18 protein-coding genes are annotated in these 20748 nt (G+C 68.5%); 11 read left to right on the forward strand and 7 right to left on the reverse strand.

All coding sequences use genetic code 11. From position 1 onward, the window contains the following. The first annotated feature begins 678 nt into the window (after nucleotides 1-678). Nucleotides 679-1746 (forward strand): NAD(P)-dependent alcohol dehydrogenase, encoded by a 1068-nt coding sequence (locus ACHWVH_RS05425; protein WP_267082660.1) that lies wholly within the window; start codon nucleotides 679-681, stop codon nucleotides 1744-1746. A 314-nt stretch (nucleotides 1747-2060) separates the two neighbouring features. Here ACHWVH_RS05425 and ACHWVH_RS05430 read toward each other — a convergent pair whose 3' ends face one another. Together ACHWVH_RS05430 and ACHWVH_RS05435 are read right to left on the reverse strand one after the other, a co-directional pair. Continuing rightward, nucleotides 2061-3803, reverse strand: coding sequence for a M28 family metallopeptidase (locus ACHWVH_RS05430; protein ID WP_267097762.1), 1743 nt, complete (start codon nucleotides 3801-3803; stop codon nucleotides 2061-2063). A gap of 81 nt (nucleotides 3804-3884) precedes the next feature. After that, a complete protein-coding gene (locus ACHWVH_RS05435; RefSeq protein WP_017908044.1) occupies nucleotides 3885-4547 on the reverse strand; it encodes a hypothetical protein in 663 nt (220 codons plus the stop codon). Nucleotides 4548-4650: 103 nt separating this feature from the next. Here ACHWVH_RS05435 and ACHWVH_RS05440 point away from each other — a divergent pair, with 103 nt between their 5' ends. Together ACHWVH_RS05440 and ACHWVH_RS05445 are read left to right on the forward strand one after the other, a co-directional pair. After that, complete coding sequence (locus tag ACHWVH_RS05440; protein ID WP_394686820.1) at nucleotides 4651-5961, forward strand: murein hydrolase activator EnvC family protein; 1311 nt, start codon at nucleotides 4651-4653, stop codon at nucleotides 5959-5961. 104 nt (nucleotides 5962-6065) lie between these two features. Further along, nucleotides 6066-7595: a S41 family peptidase gene (locus ACHWVH_RS05445; RefSeq protein ID WP_394686821.1), complete on the forward strand. Its 1530-nt coding sequence runs from the start codon at nucleotides 6066-6068 to the stop codon at nucleotides 7593-7595. Between the two features lie 66 nt (nucleotides 7596-7661). On the opposite strand, the gene ACHWVH_RS05450 is transcribed toward ACHWVH_RS05445, so the two are convergent. The 3 genes from ACHWVH_RS05450 to ACHWVH_RS05460 are packed head-to-tail and all read right to left on the reverse strand — an operon-like array spanning nucleotide 7662 to nucleotide 9701. Then, nucleotides 7662-8648, reverse strand: a complete 987-nt coding sequence (locus tag ACHWVH_RS05450) for a D-2-hydroxyacid dehydrogenase family protein (RefSeq protein ID WP_295924921.1) — start codon at nucleotides 8646-8648, stop codon at nucleotides 7662-7664. Between the two features lie 4 nt (nucleotides 8649-8652). Next, nucleotides 8653-8973, reverse strand: a complete 321-nt coding sequence (locus tag ACHWVH_RS05455; RefSeq protein WP_017908048.1) for a DUF1820 family protein — start codon at nucleotides 8971-8973, stop codon at nucleotides 8653-8655. A gap of 35 nt (nucleotides 8974-9008) precedes the next feature. Beyond that, entirely contained in the window at nucleotides 9009-9701 is a 693-nt protein-coding gene (locus ACHWVH_RS05460) for a rhomboid family intramembrane serine protease (RefSeq protein WP_043094361.1), read from the reverse strand. 245 nt (nucleotides 9702-9946) lie between these two features. Here ACHWVH_RS05460 and ACHWVH_RS05465 point away from each other — a divergent pair, with 245 nt between their 5' ends. Further along, nucleotides 9947-11287, forward strand: coding sequence for an outer membrane protein transport protein (locus ACHWVH_RS05465; protein ID WP_267102313.1), 1341 nt, complete (start codon nucleotides 9947-9949; stop codon nucleotides 11285-11287). 141 nt (nucleotides 11288-11428) lie between these two features. On the opposite strand, the gene putA is transcribed toward ACHWVH_RS05465, so the two are convergent. Beyond that, nucleotides 11429-14623 carry a bifunctional proline dehydrogenase/L-glutamate gamma-semialdehyde dehydrogenase PutA gene (gene putA / locus ACHWVH_RS05470; RefSeq protein WP_394686827.1) on the reverse strand — a complete coding sequence of 1065 codons (3195 nt, stop codon included), beginning with the start codon at nucleotides 14621-14623 and terminating at the stop codon, nucleotides 11429-11431. A 263-nt stretch (nucleotides 14624-14886) separates the two neighbouring features. Between putA and ACHWVH_RS05475 the strand changes: the two genes are divergently transcribed. The 6 genes from ACHWVH_RS05475 to ACHWVH_RS05500 are packed head-to-tail and all read left to right on the forward strand — an operon-like array spanning nucleotide 14887 to nucleotide 19637. Further along, complete coding sequence (locus tag ACHWVH_RS05475; RefSeq protein WP_019796200.1) at nucleotides 14887-15363, forward strand: DUF2244 domain-containing protein; 477 nt, start codon at nucleotides 14887-14889, stop codon at nucleotides 15361-15363. Between the two features lie 20 nt (nucleotides 15364-15383). Next, nucleotides 15384-16376: a cytochrome c oxidase subunit II gene (gene coxB, locus ACHWVH_RS05480; RefSeq protein WP_152236360.1), complete on the forward strand. Its 993-nt coding sequence runs from the start codon at nucleotides 15384-15386 to the stop codon at nucleotides 16374-16376. Nucleotides 16377-16407: 31 nt separating this feature from the next. After that, nucleotides 16408-18018, forward strand: coding sequence for a cytochrome c oxidase subunit I (gene ctaD / locus ACHWVH_RS05485; RefSeq protein ID WP_153753398.1), 1611 nt, complete (start codon nucleotides 16408-16410; stop codon nucleotides 18016-18018). Next, nucleotides 18018-18149 (forward strand): hypothetical protein, encoded by a 132-nt coding sequence (locus ACHWVH_RS05490; RefSeq protein WP_017914172.1) that lies wholly within the window; start codon nucleotides 18018-18020, stop codon nucleotides 18147-18149. The genes ctaD and ACHWVH_RS05490 overlap by 1 nt, the downstream gene beginning before the upstream one ends. After that, the gene (locus ACHWVH_RS05495; protein ID WP_017914171.1) at nucleotides 18146-18736 is read left to right on the forward strand and encodes a cytochrome c oxidase assembly protein; all 591 of its coding nucleotides are present in this window, start codon (nucleotides 18146-18148) and stop codon (nucleotides 18734-18736) included. Before ACHWVH_RS05490 ends, ACHWVH_RS05495 begins: the two co-directional genes overlap by 4 nt. 19 nt (nucleotides 18737-18755) lie before the next feature. Next, nucleotides 18756-19637 (forward strand): cytochrome c oxidase subunit 3, encoded by an 882-nt coding sequence (locus ACHWVH_RS05500; RefSeq protein WP_010341611.1) that lies wholly within the window; start codon nucleotides 18756-18758, stop codon nucleotides 19635-19637. A gap of 95 nt (nucleotides 19638-19732) precedes the next feature. Here the strand turns inward: ACHWVH_RS05500 and ACHWVH_RS05505 are convergent, their stop codons facing one another. Continuing rightward, the gene (locus tag ACHWVH_RS05505) at nucleotides 19733-19951 is read right to left on the reverse strand and encodes a twin transmembrane helix small protein (RefSeq protein WP_010341612.1); all 219 of its coding nucleotides are present in this window, start codon (nucleotides 19949-19951) and stop codon (nucleotides 19733-19735) included. Nucleotides 19952-19981: 30 nt separating this feature from the next. Here ACHWVH_RS05505 and ACHWVH_RS05510 point away from each other — a divergent pair, with 30 nt between their 5' ends. Continuing rightward, on the forward strand, nucleotides 19982-20740 hold the full coding sequence (locus tag ACHWVH_RS05510; RefSeq protein ID WP_295936378.1) for an SURF1 family protein: 759 nt from the start codon (nucleotides 19982-19984) through the stop codon (nucleotides 20738-20740). The last annotated feature ends 8 nt before the right edge of the window (nucleotides 20741-20748 follow it).

Here is a 20748-nt window from a genome sequence, read left to right on the forward strand (position 1 = left end):
GATGGTAGTGTGGCTCAAGCCATGCGAGAGTAGGTCATCGCCAGGGGCTTTACCCCAAATCCCCGTCCCACAAGGACGGGGATTTTTTATTGCGCGTGCGAAAAACCAACACGACGCGCCCAGGCGATGGAAGGCCGGGCGCACGCCCCGCGGCGACATGCCGCCCAGGTGCTGCGCCCCGTACCCTCACCCCAACCCCTCTCCCGGCGGGAGAGGGGCTCGGTTCTTCCACGGCCTCCTGGGCGTCTGTTGTCGATAAGCGGCAACCCGGCCTACAACAGCTGCCTGCCAAGGCCTAGTGCACGATCGAACCGACTCTGCGTCCAAAGTGGACAGAGCATGTAGGTGATCCTGTGACTGGTCATTGGACGCATTACGCGCACTTCCTGGTGCGCGTTTCTCATCGATTGCAGATCCGCTCACGTGCAATCTGCCGATGAATGCCGGTCGGCGCGTCCAAATGTCACCGTCAAGTGCATTGGCGTTCAGCCGAACATGTGCGCCAGTCCGCACTCGGTGAGGCGTTTTGACGAGGCGCATCGCACCGTTCCATGTGGCGATGCGTGCCTTTCATGCCCCGCCGCTTAGACTTTTCCACCTCAGGCGACCGCGTAGGCATCGATTGCTCTACATGCGCACCGCCCTTCGGCCCCTTTCACCCACCACGAGGCCTTCCCCATGAGCCAAGCCAATGGATACGCCGCCAAGGCGTCCGATCAGCCGCTGACCCCGTTCACCTTCGAGCGCCGTGCGCTCGGTGCGCACGACGTCAGTATCGAGATCCTCTACTGTGGCGTCTGCCACTCGGATCTGCATACCGCCCGCAACGAGTGGCACAACACCCAGTACCCGTCGGTGCCGGGCCATGAAATCGTCGGTCGCATCACCGCGGTGGGCGACCAGGTCAGTGCCTTCAAGGTCGGCGATCTTGCCGGTGTCGGCTGCATGGTCGACAGCTGTCGGCATTGTGCTTCCTGTGCCGATGGCGAGGAGCAGTACTGCGAGAACGGCTTCGTCGGCACCTACAACGGTCCGATGTTCGGCGGCGAGAACACGTATGGCGGCTACTCCGATCACATCGTGGTCGACGAGAAATACACGCTGCATATTCGCCACGATGCCGAGCAACTGGCGGCGGTTGCGCCGCTGCTGTGCGCCGGCATCACCACGTATTCCCCGCTGAATCACTGGAAGGTCGGCCCGGGCAAGAAGGTCGGCATCGTTGGGCTGGGCGGCCTCGGGCACATGGGCGTGAAGATTGCCCACGCGATGGGCGCGCACGTGGTGCTGTTCACCACCTCGGCCGGCAAGCGCGAGGACGCACTGCGCCTGGGCGCGAACGAGGTGGTGGTGTCGAAGAACGCCGAGGAGATGGCAGCGCACACCAACAGCTTCGATTTCATCCTCAACACGGTCGCGGCCCCGCACGATCTGGATGCGTTCCTGACCCTGCTCAAGCGCGACGGCACCATGACCCTGGTCGGCGCGCCGGCCGAGCCGCATCCGTCGCCGACGGTGTTCAACCTGATCATGAAGCGGCGCCAGCTGGCCGGTTCGCTGATCGGTGGCATTCGCGAAACGCAGGAGATGCTGGATTTCTGCGCCAAGCACGGCATCGTGTCCGACATCGAAACGATCGAGATGGCGCAGATCAACGAGGCCTACGAGCGCATGCTCAAGGGCGACGTGAAGTACCGCTTCGTCATCGACATGGCCAGCCTGGGGCAGGCCAAGCAAGCGGCCTGAGCCGACGGCGACCGTGGCGGTCAGCCGCCGCGGCCACGTCATGCGTCATCGTCATCCCATGAACGCCCGGGCAGCGCATGCCCGGGCGTTTCTGTAGCGGTAGCTCTCGTCGCGGCCGAAGTGCTCTACGCGTGGGCTTCTGATCGGCATTCGAGGCGCTCGGAAGACGTCCGGCAACCGCGCACCGCTGCGTGCGGTAAGCGATTTGCACGAGGTGGTGGCAGCGACGATGCCCGGTGCGCCGCGCGACCGATGCGGGTAGAGACGACAACGGCGCCGAAGCGCCGCTGCCATGACACGAAGGAAGCCGCCGCCTACTTGCCGGCGGCAGGCTCGGCCGCGGGCAACGACGTCGGCCTGCCCATCATCTTGTCGCGTGCGGCCTTGAACGGATTGTCCGCGTACCAGTTCGGCCAGCTGTCGCCGGCGGCCAGTTCCTTGCCAACGCCGTACACCGCCTGCAGGTCGTCCATCACTCCATCGAGCTTCCAGGTCGCCGGGTCGTACTCGTCGGCTGGCGTGTGATAGCGCTTGGCGTACTCGGCTGCCGCACGGCGTCCTGCTTCGATGCCACCGTCGACCAGGTCTTCGCCGCCGTCGATGTACAGCGCCGGCACGCCGGCCTTGGCGAAGTTGAAGTGATCCGAACGGAAGTAGAACCCGCTCTGCGGCGCGTCTTCGGCGTGCAGCACGCGGCCTTGCGCGGCCGCGATCGGCTTGAGCAGGTCTTCCAGCTGGGAGCTGCCGAACCCGTTGACCACCAGGTCCTTGGCGCGCCCGTCCACCGGCATCGCATCGAGGTTGATGACGCCGGCGATCTTGTTCAGCGGGAAGGTCGGATGCGCCACGTAGTACTTGGAACCGAGCAGCCCCGATTCCTCCAGCGTCACCGCCAGGAACACCACCGAACGCTCGGGCTTGGGCTGCTGGTGCGCGAACGCCTCGGCGATTTCCAGGATGCCGGCCACGCCGGTGGCGTTGTCGACCGCGCCGTTGTAGATGTTGTCGCCGGGCTCGCCCTCGTGCTTGCCCAGGTGATCCCAGTGCGCCATGTACAGCACCGCTTCGTCGGCGCGGCTGCTGCCGGGCAGCACGCCGACCACGTTGCGCGAGGTCTTCTCGGCGATGGTGCTCTTCAGGTCCACCGAGAGCTTGGCCTTCAGCGGGATCGGCTTGAAGCCGCGCTTGCTGGCGTCCTTGTAGGCCTGCGCCAGATCCAGGCCGGCATCGGCGAACAGCTGCTTGGCCGCCTCGGCGGTGAGCCAGCCCTGCACCGGAATGCGCGGCTCCGGATCGTCCTTCGCCGGCAGGTCGTACTGCGCGCCGGACCAGGAGTTCTTGACCACGTCCCAGCCGTAGCTGGCACCGGGCGTGTCGTGCACGATCAACGCGGCGGCGGCGCCCTTGCGCGCGGCTTCCTCGAACTTGTAGGTCCAGCGCCCGTAGTAGGTCATGCGCTTGCCTTCGAACAGGCTGCCATCGCCGGTGTGGAAGCCGGGGTCGTTGACGAACATCACCACGGTCTTGCCCTTCCAGTCCTGGCCGGCATAGTCGTTCCACTTCTGCTCCGGCGCGTCCACGCCGTAGCCGACGAAGACCATGTCGCTGCCATCGAGCTTGACCTCGGGCTGGCCGGTGCGCGTGCCCACCACCATGTCGGTGCCGAAGGCCAGCTGCCGTGCTGCGCCGTCGTGGGCGATGGTGAGCGTGGTGCCCGGCGCCGCGGTGGTCTCGGTCATCGCCACGTCCTGGAACCAGCTGTCGCCGTTGCCCGGTTGCAGGCCGATGCGCTGCATCTGGTCGCGGATGTAGCTGACCGTCTTGTCTTCGCCAGGCGTACCCGGACCGCGGCCTTCGAAGGCATCGGAGGACAGCGTCTTGACCAGTTCCGCGAAGTCCGCCGGTGCGATTCCGGTGGAGAACGCGTGCGTGGGCGCCGCAGCGGGTGCGGGCGCCGCGGCCGGTGGCGCGGTGTCGGCGGCCGGGGCAGGCGCTTCGCGTTTGCACGCGGTCAGCGCCGCGGCTGCGGCCAGGCACAGCACGAGCTTGCGGGACATGGGGGCTCCTGATGGCGAGGGAACCCCGGATTCTATAGGCAAGCCGCACGCGCCCGGGCGGGCGCGTCGTCGCGGCATGGCTCAGTTGTTCGGCGCGGTGTCGCCGTCGAAGGGCAGCGCGGTGGCGCCGGTGATCGGCCCGGTCTTGGCGCTGCGATGCACGTACAGGGTCACTTCGCGCTCGAAGCGCAGCGGGCCGTCCACCACCGCACGCGGGCCGACGATGACCCGTGGCTTGCGCGTCGGCTTGAACGACATGCTGAAACTGGGCTTGTTGATCGAAATGCCACCACCGACATGCGAATCGTGGCCGACGGTGATGTCGCCGTTGACCGTCTCGATGCCCTTGTCCAACTGCGTGGCGACCAGGCCGATGCTGCCGTTGACGCTCTCGATGCCGCCGCCGACGCGGCCGCCGCGGTCGACGAAGATGCCGCCGTTGACGGTTTCGATGGAACCGGCGACCTGTGCGCGCTCGCCGAGGGTGATGCCGCCGTTGACCGTGGACAAGCCCTTGGTCTGCGCGCCGTCGGCGACCTTGACGCTGCCGTTGACCGTTTCCACGCTGCCCACCTGGGCGCCGGACTGGACGGTGATGCTGCCGTTGACCGTTTCCAGATCGCCGTACTGCTTGCCGGCGTCGGCAGTGATGCTGCCGTTGACCTTGCTGATGCCTTCGCCCGCGAACGCCGGGCCGGCCGTCAGGGCCAGCGCCAGCACAACCGCCAGATGCATGCGTTTCATCCTTCACCTCCCGGGCGCCGGCGATGCGGCCGCAATCAATCGTGGGGCGATCACAACACGCTTCGCTACAATCCACACCTGCCTGAAGTCACTGGACCCTCGCTTGCCCGCAGCCGCGCCTGTCCCATCGCATTCCGCCGCGCCCCGCGCGGCCGAGCGGCGTGCGCCCGTGCAATGGCGCGGGCCGTTGCGCAGCCTGCTGGCGGTGGCGTGGCTGCTGACCGCCGGGTTGGCCGCGGCGCAGAATCCGCGCGAGGCCGAGAAGCGCCTGGAAAAGGTGCGCAGCGAGCTGAAGAGCGTGGCCGAGGAGCGCCGGCAACTGGAAGGCAAGCGCGGCGACGCCGCACGCCAGTTGCGCGAGGCCGACGAAAAGGTCGCCGTCACCGGCCGCAGCCTGGCGCAGACGCAACAGGCACTGCAGCGGCACCAGCAGACCCTGGCCGAGCTCGAGCGCAAGCGCGATGGCCTGCGCAGTGGCTTGACGCGCCAGCGCGCCGAACTGGCGCAGCTGCTGCGGGCGGCCTATGCCATCGGCGGCAATGCGCCGCTGAAGCTGCTGCTGGCGCAGGACCGCGTGGCCGATGCCAACCGCCTGCTGGCCTATCACCGTTATCTGCAGCGCGAGCGCGCGCAGCGCATCGCGACCTTGACCCACGAGCTGCAGGCGCTGGAACAGGTGCAGCGCGAGGTCGTCGAACAGAAGCAGCAACTGAGCGAGGCCCAGCGCCGCCAGCAGGAACAGGCCCAGGCGCTGCAGCGCGACCGCAAGCAGCGCGCCAGCGTGGTCTCGGAACTGGACCAGCGCTACCAGGACCGCAGCGAACGCGAAAAGGCGCTGGGCCAGGACGCCAAGGCGCTGGAAACCCTGCTCGCCAACCTGCGTGCCGCCGCCGCCCGCGCCGAGGCCGAGCGCCGCGCCGCGGCCAGACGCGAGGCGGCCGAACAGGCGGCGCAGGCCAAGGCCGCGGCGAAGGCCGGGCGTGGCGGCGGCAAGATACCGCCCAAGGTGGTCGCCTCCGCGCCGCCGCTGAAGGTCGGTGGCCTGGGCTGGCCGCTGTCGGGCGACCTGATCGCGCGCTACGGCGGCAGGCTGCCCGATGGGCGTACCAGCAGCGGCGTGCTGATCGCCGCGCCCGCCGGCAGCACCGTCACCGCGGTCGCCGACGGCACGGTGGTGTTCTCCGACTGGATGACCGGCTACGGCATGATCCTGATCGTGGACCACGGCAATGGCTACATGAGCCTGTACGCGCACAACGACACCCTGCTGCGCGACGCGGGCGCCAAGGTCAAGCGCGGCGATGCGGTGGCCAAGGTCGGCAATTCCGGCGGCCAGGGGCGCCCGGCGCTGTACTTCGAACTGCGCCGCAATGGCCAGCCGGTGGATCCATCGTCGTGGCTGCAGCGCCGCTGAGCCACGCGGCTGCGGCGCGTTCAACGCGAATTTAGCTCGGCTTCGCGCATAATCCGGACAACCGCGCCGTGCACGGTGCGGGTCTTCCCCAATCGGAGTGCTTCATGCGCGTAGTCCTGTCCGCAGCCCTGTTGCTCGCTCTGGCGCCGCTGCCGTCGATGGCGCAACGCGCCGAGGCGCAGACGCCCACGGCCCCGGCGGCCAGCGCCGACGATCCGGATTCCACCGAATCGGCCAGTGCCAAGGTGCCGCTGGACGAGATCCGCCGCTACGTGGCGGTCTACAACGCGGTGAAGGAAGCCTACGTCGATCCGGTCGACGACAAGAAGCTGATGCAGTCCGCCATCCGCGGCCTGCTGCTGGACCTGGATCCGCACAGCACGTATTTCAGCAAGGAAGACGCCGAAGCCTTCGACGAGCAGACCAGCGGCGCCTACGACGGCATCGGCGTGGAGTTGCTGCAGCTGCCGGACAACACGCTCAAGGTGGTCTCGCCGATCGACGACACGCCTGCCGCGCGCGCCGGCCTGCGCTCGGGCGACATCATCATCGCCATCGACGGCAAGCCGATCAGCGCGGTCAAGGCGATGGAGCCGCTGCGCGGCGAGCCGGGCAGCAAGGTCGTACTGACCATCGCCCGCGACAAGGTCGCCAAGCCGTTCGACGTGACCCTGACCCGGCAGACCATCCGCGTGGCCAGCGTGCGCAGCCGCATGCTCGAACCGGGCTACGGCTATATCCGCATCAGCACCTTCCAGGCCGACACCGGCGCCGATTTCCACAAGCAGTTGCAGCAGCTGCAGGCGCAGGCCGGCGGCAAGCTGCGCGGCCTGGTGCTGGACCTGCGCAGCAATCCGGGCGGCCTGCTGACCGCGGCGGTGCAGGTGGCCGACGACGTGCTCGACAAGGGCACCATCGTCAGCACCCGCGGGCGCATCTCGGTCAGCGATTCCAAGTTCGACGCCACCCCCGGCGACCTGCTCAACGGCGCGCCGATGGTGGTGCTGGTGGATGCCGGTTCGGCCAGCGCCTCGGAAGTGCTGGCCGGCGCGCTGCGCGACAACAAGCGCGCGCGCATCGTCGGCAGCCGCACCTTCGGCAAGGGCTCGGTGCAGACCGTGCTGCCGCTGGACAACGGCGACTCGGTCAAGCTGACCACGGCGCGGTACTACACCCCCAGCGGCAAGTCGATCCAGGCCAGCGGCATCGTGCCCGACGTGGTGCTGCATCCGGAGGCCAGCGCGGACGATGCCGACAAGCCGGCGGCGATCGCCGACTACAGCGAAGCGACCCTGCCGGGCCACCTGCATGGCGACGACGAGGGCGCCGAGGGCTACACCGCCGGCGACGTGCTCCCGGGCGATGGCCCGATCGCGCAGGCGCTGGCCGAACTGAAGCAGCCCGGCGCGGTGGCGCGGGCGGCCGCGGCGGCACCGGCCGGCAAGGGCAAGGCCAAGCCGGCGCACAAGCCTGCGGGCGCGGCGCCGAAGGCAGCCCCGGCGAAGCAGCCGGCGGCGGAACCGGCCAAGCCCGAGCCTGCCAAGCCCGAGCCTGCCAAGCCCGAGTCCGACAAGAACGGCTCCGACAAGAACGGCTCCGACAAGAACGGGCCTGCGCCGGCCTCCGGTACCTGAGCCGACGGCGGCCCGCCTCGCCATCGCGCGCGGCGTGGCCGCTGCGCGGCGGCGGTGGCCAGCCGCTCAGTCGGCGATGCTGAGGACCTCTGGATTGGCCAGCCGCTGCGGCGCATCGGCGGCGAAGGCCAGCACGTTGTCGAAGGCGGCGCCGAAATACAGGTCGTAGCTGCCCTGTTCGACGTAGCCCAGGTGCGGCGTCGCCAGCACCCGCGGATGCCGCAGCAGCGGATGCCGCGGATCCAGCACCGGCTCCTGTTCGAACACGTCCAGCGCTGCCTGTCCCGGGCGTCCGGCGTCCAGCGCGGCCAGCAGCGCGCCGGGCGCGATGAGTTCGGCACGGCTGGTGTTGACCAGCAGCGCATCGGGTTTCATCCGCAGCAGGTCGTCCAGTCCGATCTGGTGGCGGGTGGCCGCGACCAGCCGGCGATGCAGGCTGAGCACATCGCTCTCGGCGAACAACGCCTCGCGGCTGGCGGCGACCGCGAAGCCGTCGGCGCGCGCCTGCGCACAACTGTCCTCGCTCCCCCATACCTGCACGCGCATGCCGAAGGCGCGGCCGTAGGCGGCGACGCGGCGGCCGATCTTGCCGTAACTCCAGATGCCCAGGGTCAGTCCGTCCAGGCTGCGGCCCAGCTGCGCATCGCCGGTGGCCTGCCAGTGCCCGGCCCGCAGCGCATCGCGGTAAGCGGGCAGGCGCCGGCTGGCGGCCATCAGCAGCGCCCAGGTCAGTTCCGCCGGTGCCAACGGTGAACCGACGCCTTCGGCCACGGCCACGCCGCGCGCGGTGCAGGCGGCCAGGTCGATGTGTTCGCCGATCCGCCCGGTCTGGCTGATCAGGCGCAGCTTCGGCAGGCGCGCCAGCAGGGCGGCGTCGATGCGGGTGCGCTCGCGGATCAGCACCAGCGCCTCGGCCTCGGCGGCGTGGCGAACGAAGGTCTCGCGGTCGGGCGCCAGCGCGGTCAGCACCCGCACGTTGTGCGCCTGCAGCCGCGCGAAGCAGGGCAGGTGGCGCACCGCATCCTGATAGTCGTCGGCGATCAGGATGCGCATCGGCTCAGCGTGGCTTGCCGGGCATCGGGAACGGCGTGACCACCTTCTCGCCGGTGGCCGCGTCGCGGATCGTCGATTGGCCCTTCTTCTCCACTTCCTCGATGCGCACGATGCTCTGCATCGGCAGATGCAGCGTCTTGGTGTCGCCGAACTCCTCGCGCAGGCGTTCCTCGGTGGGATCGATCACCAGCCCGTCGTGCACGTCGAACACCAGCGTGCCGATCTCGGTGAAGCCCCACAGATGGCTGCTGCCCACGTGCTGGCAGTACAGCTCGTAGACCTTGCCGTGGTTGAGGAAGGTCACTTTGTACAGATGCTTGAACATGCGCGCAGTATACGGGCGCCGTTGCCGCAGGCGGCTCAGAAGCCCTTGCGCTTGCGCAGCCGCCGCGCGATCGCCGCGCGCACGTACAGCCCGTAGATCATGCCGAAGGCGAAGCCGGCCAGGTGCGCCGACCACGCCACCATGCCGAAGGCCGGGCCGATGTAGGCGAACACCACCTGCAGCGCCGCCCAGGTGCCGATCAGCAGCGAGGCCGGGGCGCGCACGAATTCCAGGAACAGCCCCAGCGGCAGCACCACGCCGAGCTTGGCTCGCGGGAACAGCGCCAGGTAGGTGCCGATCAGCGCCGAGACCGCGCCGCTGGCGCCGATGATCACCCGGTCCGGGGTGCCGACCGCGAACACCGCGGCCAGGTTGGAAATCGCCCCGCCGCCCAGGAACAGCAGCAGGAACCGCCACGGCCCCAGCACGCGTTCGGCGGGCAGGCCGAAGATCAGCAGGAACACCAGGTTGCCGAGCAGGTGCGACCAGTCGGCGTGCAGGAACAGCGCGGTGAACAGGCGCAGCACGCTGCCGTCCTGCACCGTGGCCAGCCAGTCGCGCGGGCTGCCCACCCCGGCCGAGAGCGCGCCCCAGTCCAGCCACAGGGTCGCGCGCGCCTCGTCGGGGCGGCTGATCGACCACAGGAAGGCCAGCCACATCGCCGCGAACAACAACGGTGTGGCCCAGCGCAGCGTGGTGCGTTCGCGGGAGGGGATGGAAACGAACATGCGAGGGAACGGGGGAGCCGGAGACCGCCAGGGACGCCACGATAACGACTTCATCCGGCTGAACGCACGCCGACTCCACACGAAGCTGAACGCATCATGTCGTTATTGTTTAGTTAACGGTGCGGGGTATACTCGCATACGGCGTCGTATGTCGGGAGGGGACTCCGGCGCGCATTCCTGGACCATTCCGGCCCGGGAAGGCGCAGGCGCGAACACAGACACTCGTCTTCCGGAGAAAGCTAGCCATGCAAAACGCAACCCAGTTCGTCCGTTTCACCGCTCTGGCCGTCGGCATCGTCGGCGCGCTGGCCATGGGCCAGGCGCACGGCGCCGCGTTCCAGCTCAAGGAGAACAGCGCCAAGGGTCTGGGCCGCGCCTTCGCCGGCTCCGGTAGCGCCCCCGGCGATGCCTCGATCATCGCCGTGAACCCGGCCGGCATGCGCCAGCTCGACGGCAAGGTGTTCCAGGCCGACGTCAGCGCCATCCAGTTCTCGGCCAAGTACCAGGGCAACGGCGGCACCTACGCCAATGGCCAGCCGATCTCCGGTGGCCGTGGCGGCGATGCCGGCATGATCGCGCCGGTTCCGGCCGCGTACTTCCACATGCCGTTCGGCGAAAACAACAACATGCACTTCGGCACCTCGCTGACCGTGCCGTTCGGCTTCAAGACCGAATACGACCGCGACTGGGTCGGCCGCTACAACGGCGTGAAGACCGAGCTGCAGGCGATCGACCTGAACTTCGCCTTCTCCTACGACGTCAACCCGTACGTGTCCTTCGGCGCGTCCGTGTTCGCCGAGCGCCTGGACATCGAACTGACCAACGCCATCGACTTCGGCACCGTCCTGGCCTCGCGCCGCGTGCCGGGCTTCGCGCCGGGCAGCGCCGACGGTTTCTCGCGCATCAAGGGCGACAACACCGCGGTCGGCTTCACCCTGGGCGGCCTGTTCAGCGTCGACGAGCACACCCACATCGGCTTCAGCTACCGCTCGCAGGTCGAGCACAAGATCACCGACGGCGACGCCGACTTCACCGTGCCGGGCAATGCCGCCACCGTGCTGGCCTTCGCCGCGCCGGGCACCTTCGTCGACACCAAGGGCCGCGCCACGGTCAAGCTGCCGGCCAGCGCCACCGCCAGCTTCACCCACGACATCAACGAGCAGTGGACGGTGATGGCCGACGTCACCCGCACCGCCTGGAGCAAGTTCGACAAGGTCACCGTCGACTTCGCCTCCAACCAGCCCGACAGCGTGCTGGACTTCTCGTACCGCGACACCACCTTCGTGTCGCTGGGCGCCGACTACCGCATGAGCGACACGCTGACCCTGCGTGGCGGCCTGGCCTACGACCAGACCCCGACCACCGACCAGCACCGCGACGTGCGCGTGCCGGACGCGAGCCGCAAGTGGGTCTCGCTGGGTCTGACCTGGAAGCCGTCCGAGCAGGCCGAGTACAGCTTCGGCTACACCCACCTGTTCACCAACGACCCGAGCATCGCCACCACCAGCGCCACCGGCAACCGCCTGGTCGGCGACTACGACGTGAGCGGCAACGTGCTGGCGGCCTCGGTCAACTACAAGTTCTGATCGCAGGCGCTTCGCAGTTCCACGAAAAAGCCCCGCTTCGGCGGGGCTTTTTTTATGCCTGTCCGCGGCGGCATGGCGCGCGCTGCGGCAGGCTGCGCTCGGCGCAGGTTCCGGGCGGAACGCTGCGCCGAAGCGGGCCGGTCAGTCGCCCAGGGTCAGCAGCGAGGCGTTGCCGCCGGCGGCGGTGGTGTTGACCGTCACCACCTTCTCGGTGGCGAAGCGCAGCAGGTAGTGCGGGCCGCCGGCCTTGGGGCCGGTGCCGGACAGGCCCTGGCCGCCGAACGGCTGCACGCCGACCACCGCGCCGATCTGGTTGCGGTTGACGTAGACGTTGCCCACCGCCACGCGCGAGGCGATGCGCTCGATGGTCTCGTCGATGCGCGAATGCACGCCCAGGGTCAGGCCGTAGCCGGTGGCGTTGATCTGGTCGATCACCGCGTCGAGCTGGTCGGCCTTCCAGCGGATCACGTGCAGCACCGGGCCGAAGATCTCGCGCTGCAACTGCGCCAGCGACTGCAGTTCGTAGGCACGCGGGGCGAAGAAGCTGCCGTGGGCGGTAGCGGCGTCGGTGGCGGCCACGGCGATCGCGCGCGCTTCGCGGTCCATGCGCGCGGCGTGGTCGGTGAGAATCTGCAGCGCATCGGCATCGATCACCGGGCCGACGTCGGTGGACAGCAGGCCGGGGTCGCCGACCTTCAGCTCGGCCATGGCACCGGCCAGCATGGTCATCACCTTGTCGGCGATGTCGTCCTGCACGAACAGCACGCGTGCGGCCGAGCAGCGCTGGCCGGCGGAGATGAAGGCGCTGGAGATCGCGTCCTTGACCACCGCTTCCGGCAGCGACGAGGAGTCGGCGATGAAGGCGTTCTGGCCGCCGGTCTCGGCGATCAGCACGCCGATGGCGGCATCGCGCGCGGCCAGCGCACGGTTGATCGCGCGCGCGGTCTCGGTGGAGCCGGTGAAGGCGACGCCGGCCACGCGCGGATCGCGGGTCAGCGCGGCGCCGACGGTGGCGCCGTCGCCGGGCAGGAACTGCACCACCGCCTCCGGCACGCCGGCTTCGTGCAGCAGCTTCACCGCGGCATGGCCGACCAGGTTGGTCTGCTCGGCCGGCTTGGCGATGACGCTGTTGCCGGCGGCCAGCGCCGCGGCGACCTGGCCGAGGAAGATGGCCAGCGGGAAATTCCACGGGCTGATGCACACGAACACGCCGCGGCCGTGCAGCTGCAGTTCGTTGGATTCGCCGGTCGGCCCGGGCAGGCGCTCGGGCGCACCGAACTGCGCGCGCGCCTGGCCGGCGTAGTAGCGCAGGAAATCCACCGCCTCGCGCACTTCGGCGACGCCGTCGGGCAGGGTCTTGCCGGCTTCCTTGACGCACAGCGCCATGAACTCGGGCATGCGCGCTTCCAGCAGGTCGGCGGCATGTTCGAGAATGGTGGCGCGGCTGGCGGCCGGGGTGCGGTTCCAGGCCGGGTAGGCGGCCGCGGCGTTGCTCAGCGCCTTCTCCACGGTGGAGGCATCGGCCGGCTTCCAGTGGCCGACGATCTGGCGATGGTCGGCCGGGTTGGCGACCGCCAGGGCGTCGCCGGCGATCACCGCGCCGGGCACCAGCGGCGCGGCCTGCCAGGGCTTGAGCGCGGTGTTGAGCTGGTCGGCCAGCGCGCGCAGATCGTTGTCGTTGGCGAGATTGGCGCCCATGGAGTTCTTCCTGTTGTGGTTCTGGCTGCGCAGCAGATCGACCGGCAGCGGAATCTTCGGATGCGGGATGGAGGCGAACGCGGACACGGCTTCGACCGGATCGCGGATCAGGTCTTCGATGGCCACGTCTTCGTCGGTGATGCGGTTGACGAAGCTGGAGTTGGCGCCGTTCTCCAGCAGGCGCCGCACCAGGTACGGCAGCAGGTCCTCGTGCGAGCCCACCGGCGCGTACACGCGGCAGGGCACACCGAGGCGGTCGGCGGGGATCACCTCGGCGTAGAGGTCGTCGCCCATGCCGTGCAGCTTCTGGTGCTCGTAGTCGCGGCCGCCGGCGATGGCGCGCACCGCGGCGATGGTCTGCGCGTTGTGGGTGGCGAACATCGGATACAGCGCATCGCTGTGCGCGAACAGGCGCTTGGCGCAGGCCAGGTAGGACACGTCGGTGTTCTGCTTGCGGGTGAACACCGGATAGCCCGGGTGGCCCTCGACCTGCGCGCGCTTGATCTCCGCGTCCCAGTAGGCGCCCTTGACCAGGCGCACCGGGATGCGGCGGCCGACGCGGCGCGCCAGGTCGGCGAGGAAATCGATCGTGTACGGGGTGCGCTTCTGGTATGCCTGCACCGCCAGGCCGTAGCCCTCCCAACCGTCCAGCGAGGGATCGGAGAAGGTGGCCTCGATGATGTCCAGCGACAGTTCCAGGCGGTCGGCTTCTTCGGCGTCGACCGTGTAGCCGATGCCATAGGACTTGGCCAGTTGCGCCAGTTCCAGCACGCCGGGCACCAGTTCGGCCATCACCCGCGCACGCTTGGCGTGCTCGTAGCGCGGATACAGCGCCGAGAGCTTGATCGAGATGCTGGGTGCGGCGAACACCGCGTCCTTGCCGCCGCCCTGCTGGCGCTGCGCGGCGAAATGCTTGCCGATGGCGTGGATCGCCTGGCGGTAGGCGTCGAGGTAGCGCTGCGCGTCCTTCATGGTCAGCGCGCCTTCGCCGAGCATGTCGAACGAGTAGCGGTAGTGGGCGTTGTCGCCCTTCTTCGAGCGGGTCAGCGCCTCGCCGATGGTCCGGCCCATCACGAACTGATGGCCCATGATCTTCATCGCCTGGCGCACCGCCAGACGAATCACCGGCTCGCCGACGCGGCCGATCAGGCGCTTGAACGCGCCGGACACGTCGGCGCGGGTGAGGTCGTTGATCTGCACCAGCTTGCCGGTGAGCATCAGGCCCCAGGTCGACGCATTGACCAGGATCGAGTCGCTCTCGCCCATGTGCTTCTTCCAGTCCGCATCGCCGAGCTTGTCGCGGATCAGCTTGTCGGCGGTGTCCTGGTCGGGGATGCGCAGCAACGCTTCGGCCACGCACATCAGCAGCACGCCTTCCTCGCTGCCGAGGTCGTACTGGCGCATGAAGGCCTCGATCGCGCCCTGGTCCTGGGCGCGGGCGCGCACCCGGGTGACCAGGTCGGCGGCCAGCGCCTGCACCCTGGCCTGGTCGGCCGCGGGCAGGCGCGCCTGCTCGAGCAGTTCGCGTACGTGTTCGGCTTCGTCCTTGAGCCAGGCGGCGGTGATCGCCGCGCGCAGGGCCTGCGGCGCGGGCGGGAGTTCGGGGGACAGCAAGGGCGAAGGAGACGCGGACGGCATCGCCGGGACAGAGCCGGCGCCAGGCAGAGCGTTCATGCGGGAAAGGCCAGGGACAGAGCCCGCTATTTTATGTCAGCGCCTGCACGCGCAGGGGGTTGCCGGCATCGCCACGGCGATGGCGGGCGCGTCCAGGCTGAACGCACATCTTGTTGCGCTACAGCATTTTTTGTGGTGAACGCGCGCTTGCCGCCGCGCAGGCCGGGGGCTACCATCCAGGCGTGCTCGCGGCTCGGGCACGAGCGGTTCGGAAGCGGCGGTTCGACATGATCGAAATGTTTCCGTTTTCTCCGGAGGGGTCGGGTACGCAGCTGCGGCTGCGACCGCCGCGGGCGTTGAATGCCCGGCAATTCGTTCTGTTGTTCGTCGCACTGGCCGGTGCGATGTGGGCCGTGGCTGGGCTGGGGTGGCTCGCCGGCAATGTGTTCGCGCCTGCGTTCGCCCTGTTGCACAGCATCGTGGTGGCGCTCGCGCTGCATTGGTCGTGGCGTGGCGGCGAGCGCGAAGAGGATATCCGGGTGGGTCCGGCCTGCGTGGAAGTGACCCGTCCGAATGCAGGAACGCCGGCGTTCCGCGCCCACCCGCATTGGGTGCGGTTGCGGATCGAAGGCGACGACAGGGTGGTGCTGGCATCCAGCGGCAAGCAGGTCCGGGTCGGCGAATTCCTCGGCCCCGACGAACGCCGGCAACTGGCGCAGACCCTGGAAGGCTTGCTCGCGGCCGTGACCGGCCGCAACCGATGACGCTCCAAGGGGTCTAGGCAATGAAGCAACGCGGCGGGTGGGTGCAACAGGCGGTCAGGGGCGGGATGGCGTTGGCGGCGGCGATGGCAGCACCGCTGGCGTGGGCGCAATCGGCCGATCCCAAGCCGTGGCAGCTCAACATGGGCAGGGGCGTCACCCAGAGCGCGCGCAACGCCTACGACGCGCACATGGTCGCGTTGTGGGTGTGCGTGGTCATCGGCGTGCTGGTGTTCGGCGCGATGGCCTATGCGATCTTCAAGTTCCGCAAGTCCAAGGGCGCGGTGCCGGCGCAGTTCAGCCACAACACCAAGGCCGAGATCGTGTGGACCGTGATCCCGGTGCTGATCCTGATCGTGATGGCCTGGCCGGCCACGGCCAAGCTGATCGCGATGTACGACACCCGCGATGCCGAGATGACGGTGAAGGTCACCGGCTACCAGTGGATGTGGCGCTACGAATACCTGGGCGAGAACGTCTCGTTCACCAGCCGCCTGGCGCGCAGTTCCGACCGCCTGCGGCAGAGCGGCGCGGTGCCGACGGCCGAGCACGACCCGCACTACCTGCTGGACGTGGACAACCGGCTGGTGCTCCCGGTGAACACCAAGGTGCGCTTCGTCATCACCGCCGACGACGTCATCCACGCCTGGTGGGTGCCGGCGCTGGGCTGGAAGCAGGACGCCATCCCCGGGATCATCAACGAGGCCTGGACCAGCATCGACACCCCCGGGGTGTACCGCGGCCAGTGCGCCGAACTGTGCGGCAAGGACCACGGCTTCATGCCGATCGTGGTCGAGGCGGTGAGCAAGCAGGACTTCCAGAAGTGGCTGGCATCGCGCAAGCCGGCGCCCGCCGCTGCGCCCGCGCCCGCCACGCCGGCGGCGGCCCCGGCTGCTGCGCCGGCCTCCGCCGAACCCGCTGCCGCGCCCGCCGACGCCCAGGCGCCGGCACCGCCGCCGCAGGCGCGGCTGTCGCGTCCTCGTTCCGACTCGCACCTGATCGTGCAAGCCGCCTGATCTCCAGCATTCCTTTTCTGAGGTAGCCGCCATGGCCCATTCGGCAGTCGATCACCACGACGAGCACGGGCATCAGCAGAGCTTCGTCGAGCGTTGGTTCTTCTCCACCAACCACAAGGACATCGGCACGCTGTACCTGCTCTTCAGCTTCACCATGTTCGTCATCGGTGCGGCGATGAGCGTGGTGATCCGCGCCGAACTGGCGCAGCCGGGCCTGCAGTTCGTCAAGCCCGAGTTCTTCAACCAGATGACCACCGTGCACGCGCTGGTGATGATCTTCGGCGGGGTGATGCCGGCCTTCGTCGGCCTGGCCAACTGGATGATCCCGCTGCAGATCGGCGCGCCGGACATGGCGCTGCCGCGCATGAACAACTGGTCGTTCTGGCTGCTGCCGGTGGCCTTCACTCTGCTGCTGCTGACCCTGTTCCTGCCCGGCGGCGCGCCGGCCGGCGGCTGGACCATGTATCCGCCGCTGATGCTGCAGGGCGGCTACAACGTCGCCTTCTCGGTGTTCGCCATCCACGTCGCCGGCATCAGCTCGATCATGGGCGCGATCAACATCATCGCCACCGTGCTCAACATGCGCGCGCCGGGCATCGACCTGCTGAAGATGCCGATCTTCTGCTGGGCCTGGCTGATCACCGCGTTCCTGCTGATCGCGGTGATGCCGGTGCTGGCCGGCGCGGTGACCATGCTGCTCACCGACAAGTTCTTCGGCACCTCGTTCTTCAACGCCGCCGGCGGCGGCGACCCGGTGATGTACCAGCACATCTTCTGGTTCTTCGGGCATCCCGAGGTCTACATCATGATCCTGCCGGCGTTCGGCGTGATCAGCGAAATCATCCCGACCTTCAGCCGCAAGCCACTGTTCGGCTACCAGGCGATGGTCTACGCGATCGCGGCGATCGCGTTCCTGAGCTTCATCGTCTGGGCGCACCACATGTTCACCGTGGGCATGCCGTTGGGCGGCGAGATCTACTTCATGTTCGCCACCATGCTGATCTCCATCCCCACCGGGGTGAAGGTGTTCAACTGGGTCAGCACCATGTGGCAGGGCTCGATGACCTTCGAGTCGCCGATGCTGTGGGCCATCGCCTTCGTCATCCTGTTCACCATCGGCGGTTTCTCCGGGCTGATGCTGGCGATCGTGCCGGCCGACTTCCAGTACCACGACACCTATTTCGTGGTCGCGCACTTCCACTACGTGCTGGTCACCGGCGCGGTGTTCGCGCTGATCGCGGCGGTGTACTACTGGTGGCCGAAGTGGACCGGGCGCATGTACAACGAGGCCTGGGCCAAGTTCCACTTCTGGTGGACGATGCTGTTCGTCAACCTGCTGTTCTTCCCGCAGCACTTCCTCGGCCTGGCCGGCATGCCGCGGCGCATCCCCGACTACAACGTGGTGTTCGCCGACTGGAACCTGGTCAGCTCGATCGGTGCGTTCGGCATGTTCGTCACTCCGTTCCTGATGGCCGGCATCCTGCTGGCGTCGCTGCGCAATGGCGCGCGCGCCGAAGCGCGTTCGTGGGAAGGCGCGCGCGGCCTGGAGTGGACGGTGCCGTCGCCGGCACCGGCGCACACCTTCACCCTGCCGCCGGTGCTCAAGCCCGGCGATCTGGCCCACGACGACATCAGCCACTGATGACCGCGCAACCGCCGCTCGACGACCTGGTCCTGCGCCGCAAACGTGCGGTGCGCACCGCGCTGGTGGTCGGCGCGGTGGCGTTGGCGATCTACGTCGCCTTCGTCCTCTCGGGGGTGCTGGGCCGATGAACGCGCCAGCGCCGCGGGTGCACAGCAGCGCCGGGCTGTTCAAGCTGGTCGGCGTGGCGCTGGCGGTGTTCGTGCTGACCTTCTCGCTGGTGCCGCTGTACCGCATCGCCTGCGAGAAGGTGTTCGGCGTGCGCCTGGAGCGCGGCCCCGGCGAAGGGCCGCAGGCCGGCAAACCGCTCGCGGGCAAGCGCACGGTCACGGTGCAGTTCGATGGCGGGGTGAACTCCAAGCTGCCCTGGTCGTTCCATCCGGAGCAGCTGACCATGCAGGTGGTGCCGGGCGAACTCAACGAGGCGCTGTACTACGCGCACAACGATGGCGCGCACGCCATCGTCGGCAGTGCGGTGCCATCGGTGGCGCCGGCACGCGCGTCCGGCTACTTCACCAAGACCGAGTGCTTCTGCTTCACCGCGCAGACCCTGCAGGCCGGCGAGAAGCGCGACATGCCGGTGCGCTTCATCGTCGATCCCAACCTGCCCAGCGACATCAGCACCATCACCCTGTCCTACACCTTCTACAAGAACGATGCGCTGAGCGCGGAACTGGGATCGCCGAAACTGGCCGGTTCCGCGCGCGCGGCTCCCTGACCCGACCGGAATGCCTGCCATGGCCCAGCCCAGCACCGACGCCACCGCCAACGCCTACTACGTGCCCAGCCAGAGCCGCTGGCCGTTCATCGGCTCGATCGCGATGTTCGTGACCATGATCGGCGTGGCCAGTTGGCTCAACGACGCGTCCTGGGGCAAGTGGACCTTCTTCACCGGCATCGCGATGCTGGTGGCGACGCTGTTCATGTGGTTCGGCGATGTGATCCGCGAATCGATCGCCGGGCACTACAACCGCCAGGTCGACGTGTCGTTCCGCATGGGCATGGTGTGGTTCATCTTCTCCGAGGTGATGTTCTTCGGCGCCTTCTTCGGCGCGCTGTTCTACACCCGTACCTTCATCCTGCCGTGGCTGGGCGGCGAGGGCGACGGGGTGATGACCAACGCGCTGCTGTGGGACGGCTACTCCGCCGCCTGGCCGACCAACGGCCCGGGCGGCATCGGCGGCCAGTTCCAGACGATTCCGGCCTGGGGCCTGCCGCTGATCAACACGCTGATCCTGCTCAGCTCCGGCGTGACCCTGACCATCGCCCACCACGCGCTCAAGGCCGGCCAGCGCACCCGGCTGATGGTGTTCCAGGCGCTGACCGTGGCGCTGGGCTGCACCTTCCTGTACTTCCAGGCCGAGGAGTACATGCACGCCTACAAGGAACTCAACCTGACCCTGGGCTCGGGCATCTACGGTTCGACCTTCTTCATGCTCACCGGCTTCCACGGCGCGCACGTGCTGCTGGGCACGATCATGCTGCTGGTGATGCTGCTGCGGATCAGCCGCGGCCACTTCAGCCGCGACAACCACTTCGCCTTCGAAGCGGCGGCGTGGTACTGGCACTTCGTCGACGTGGTGTGGCTGGCGCTGTTCCTGTTCGTCTATGTGCTTTGACTGCTGGAAATAGGGAATCGGGAATCGCAAGAGCGGCTTTCGCTTGCGCTCCCGCTTTGCCGATTCTCTTTTCCCGATTCCCCATTCCCGGCTTCTCAGCGGCCAAGTCCGTGAGGCTTGATCACTCCCGTGTAGATGCCCAGGATCACCAGCAGGATCAGGCACACCGATAGGCCGATGCGCCAGGTCAACGCGTTCACCGTGCGCTTGCTCTGGCCGCGGTCCACCAACAGGTAGTACAGGCCGGCGCCCAGGTTCCACAGGATGAGCAGCAGGAACGCGACGATCAGCAAAGTCTTCAGCGAGTCGTTCATGGGCGTCTCGGCGCATGGTGTGTCCGCATTATGACCCTCGCCGCTGCCTCGCGCGTGGGTGCGCGCCGGCGCATGCCGCTGTGGCTGGGTTGGAGCGTCGCGCTGGCGGTGGCGGTGTGCTTTTGCATGCTCGGCCGCTGGCAGTTGCAGCGCATGCACGAGAAGCAGGCCTTGCTGGCGCAGGCGGCGCATGTGCGCGATCGTCCGCAGACGCTGGCCGACGCGCTGCGTGCGACGCCGCCAGGCCAGTTGCGCTGGGTGCATGGTGCCGGCCGCTTCCTGCCCGGGCAGATCCTGCTCGACAACCAGCTGCGGCAGGGCCGCAGCGGGGTCAAGGTGTACCAGCCGTTCCTGGCCGACGGCGCGGCGGCGCCGCTGCTGGTGGAACTGGGGTGGCTGCCGCTGCCGGCCGATCGCGCGCTGCCGGCGCCGGCACCGCTGCACGGTCGCTACACGCTGGTCGGTCTGCTCGGACCGGCACCGTCGCATGGACTGGCCCTGGGTCCGGCGTTGGTGGCGGCGCCGTCGCCGCAGCGCTGGCTGGCGATGCGCATCGAGCCGGGAGCGATCGGCGAGGCACTCGGCCGCCGCGACATTTTGTCGCAGGTGCTGCGCCTGGATCCGGCCTTGCCGCTGGGCTATCCGCGCGACCTGGACCTGCTGCCGAACACGCTGCCGCCCGAGCGCCACTTGGGTTACGCGGTGCAATGGTTCGGCCTGGCGCTGGCGGTGCTGGTCACCGCGGCGCTGCTCAGCTGGCGCGTGCGCAGGGGACGGGGCGGGCGCTGAGCGCGCGC

It is taken from the genome of uncultured Xanthomonas sp. (assembly GCF_964278005.1).
Lineage (GTDB): Bacteria > Pseudomonadota > Gammaproteobacteria > Xanthomonadales > Xanthomonadaceae > Xanthomonas_A > Xanthomonas_A sontii.

Bases quoted from the DNA above. Each gene is read 5' to 3' on its own strand.
- ACHWVH_RS05425 (WP_267082660.1), top strand. From the start codon at position 679: ATGAGCCAAGCCAATGGATACGCCGCCAAGGCGTCCGATCAGCCGCTG.
- ACHWVH_RS05430 (WP_267097762.1), bottom strand. From the start codon at position 3,803: ATGTCCCGCAAGCTCGTGCTGTGCCTGGCCGCAGCCGCGGCGCTGACC.
- ACHWVH_RS05435 (WP_017908044.1), bottom strand. From the start codon at position 4,547: ATGAAACGCATGCATCTGGCGGTTGTGCTGGCGCTGGCCCTGACGGCC.
- ACHWVH_RS05445 (WP_394686821.1), top strand. From the start codon at position 6,066: ATGCGCGTAGTCCTGTCCGCAGCCCTGTTGCTCGCTCTGGCGCCGCTG.
- ACHWVH_RS05450 (WP_295924921.1), bottom strand. From the start codon at position 8,648: ATGCGCATCCTGATCGCCGACGACTATCAGGATGCGGTGCGCCACCTG.
- ACHWVH_RS05455 (WP_017908048.1), bottom strand. From the start codon at position 8,973: ATGTTCAAGCATCTGTACAAAGTGACCTTCCTCAACCACGGCAAGGTC.
- ACHWVH_RS05460 (WP_043094361.1), bottom strand. From the start codon at position 9,701: ATGTTCGTTTCCATCCCCTCCCGCGAACGCACCACGCTGCGCTGGGCC.
- ACHWVH_RS05465 (WP_267102313.1), top strand. From the start codon at position 9,947: ATGCAAAACGCAACCCAGTTCGTCCGTTTCACCGCTCTGGCCGTCGGC.
- putA (WP_394686827.1), bottom strand. From the start codon at position 14,623: ATGCCGTCCGCGTCTCCTTCGCCCTTGCTGTCCCCCGAACTCCCGCCC.
- ACHWVH_RS05475 (WP_019796200.1), top strand. From the start codon at position 14,887: ATGATCGAAATGTTTCCGTTTTCTCCGGAGGGGTCGGGTACGCAGCTG.
- coxB (WP_152236360.1), top strand. From the start codon at position 15,384: ATGAAGCAACGCGGCGGGTGGGTGCAACAGGCGGTCAGGGGCGGGATG.
- ctaD (WP_153753398.1), top strand. From the start codon at position 16,408: ATGGCCCATTCGGCAGTCGATCACCACGACGAGCACGGGCATCAGCAG.
- ACHWVH_RS05490 (WP_017914172.1), top strand. From the start codon at position 18,018: ATGACCGCGCAACCGCCGCTCGACGACCTGGTCCTGCGCCGCAAACGT.
- ACHWVH_RS05495 (WP_017914171.1), top strand. From the start codon at position 18,146: ATGAACGCGCCAGCGCCGCGGGTGCACAGCAGCGCCGGGCTGTTCAAG.
- ACHWVH_RS05500 (WP_010341611.1), top strand. From the start codon at position 18,756: ATGGCCCAGCCCAGCACCGACGCCACCGCCAACGCCTACTACGTGCCC.
- ACHWVH_RS05505 (WP_010341612.1), bottom strand. From the start codon at position 19,951: ATGAACGACTCGCTGAAGACTTTGCTGATCGTCGCGTTCCTGCTGCTC.
- ACHWVH_RS05510 (WP_295936378.1), top strand. From the start codon at position 19,982: ATGACCCTCGCCGCTGCCTCGCGCGTGGGTGCGCGCCGGCGCATGCCG.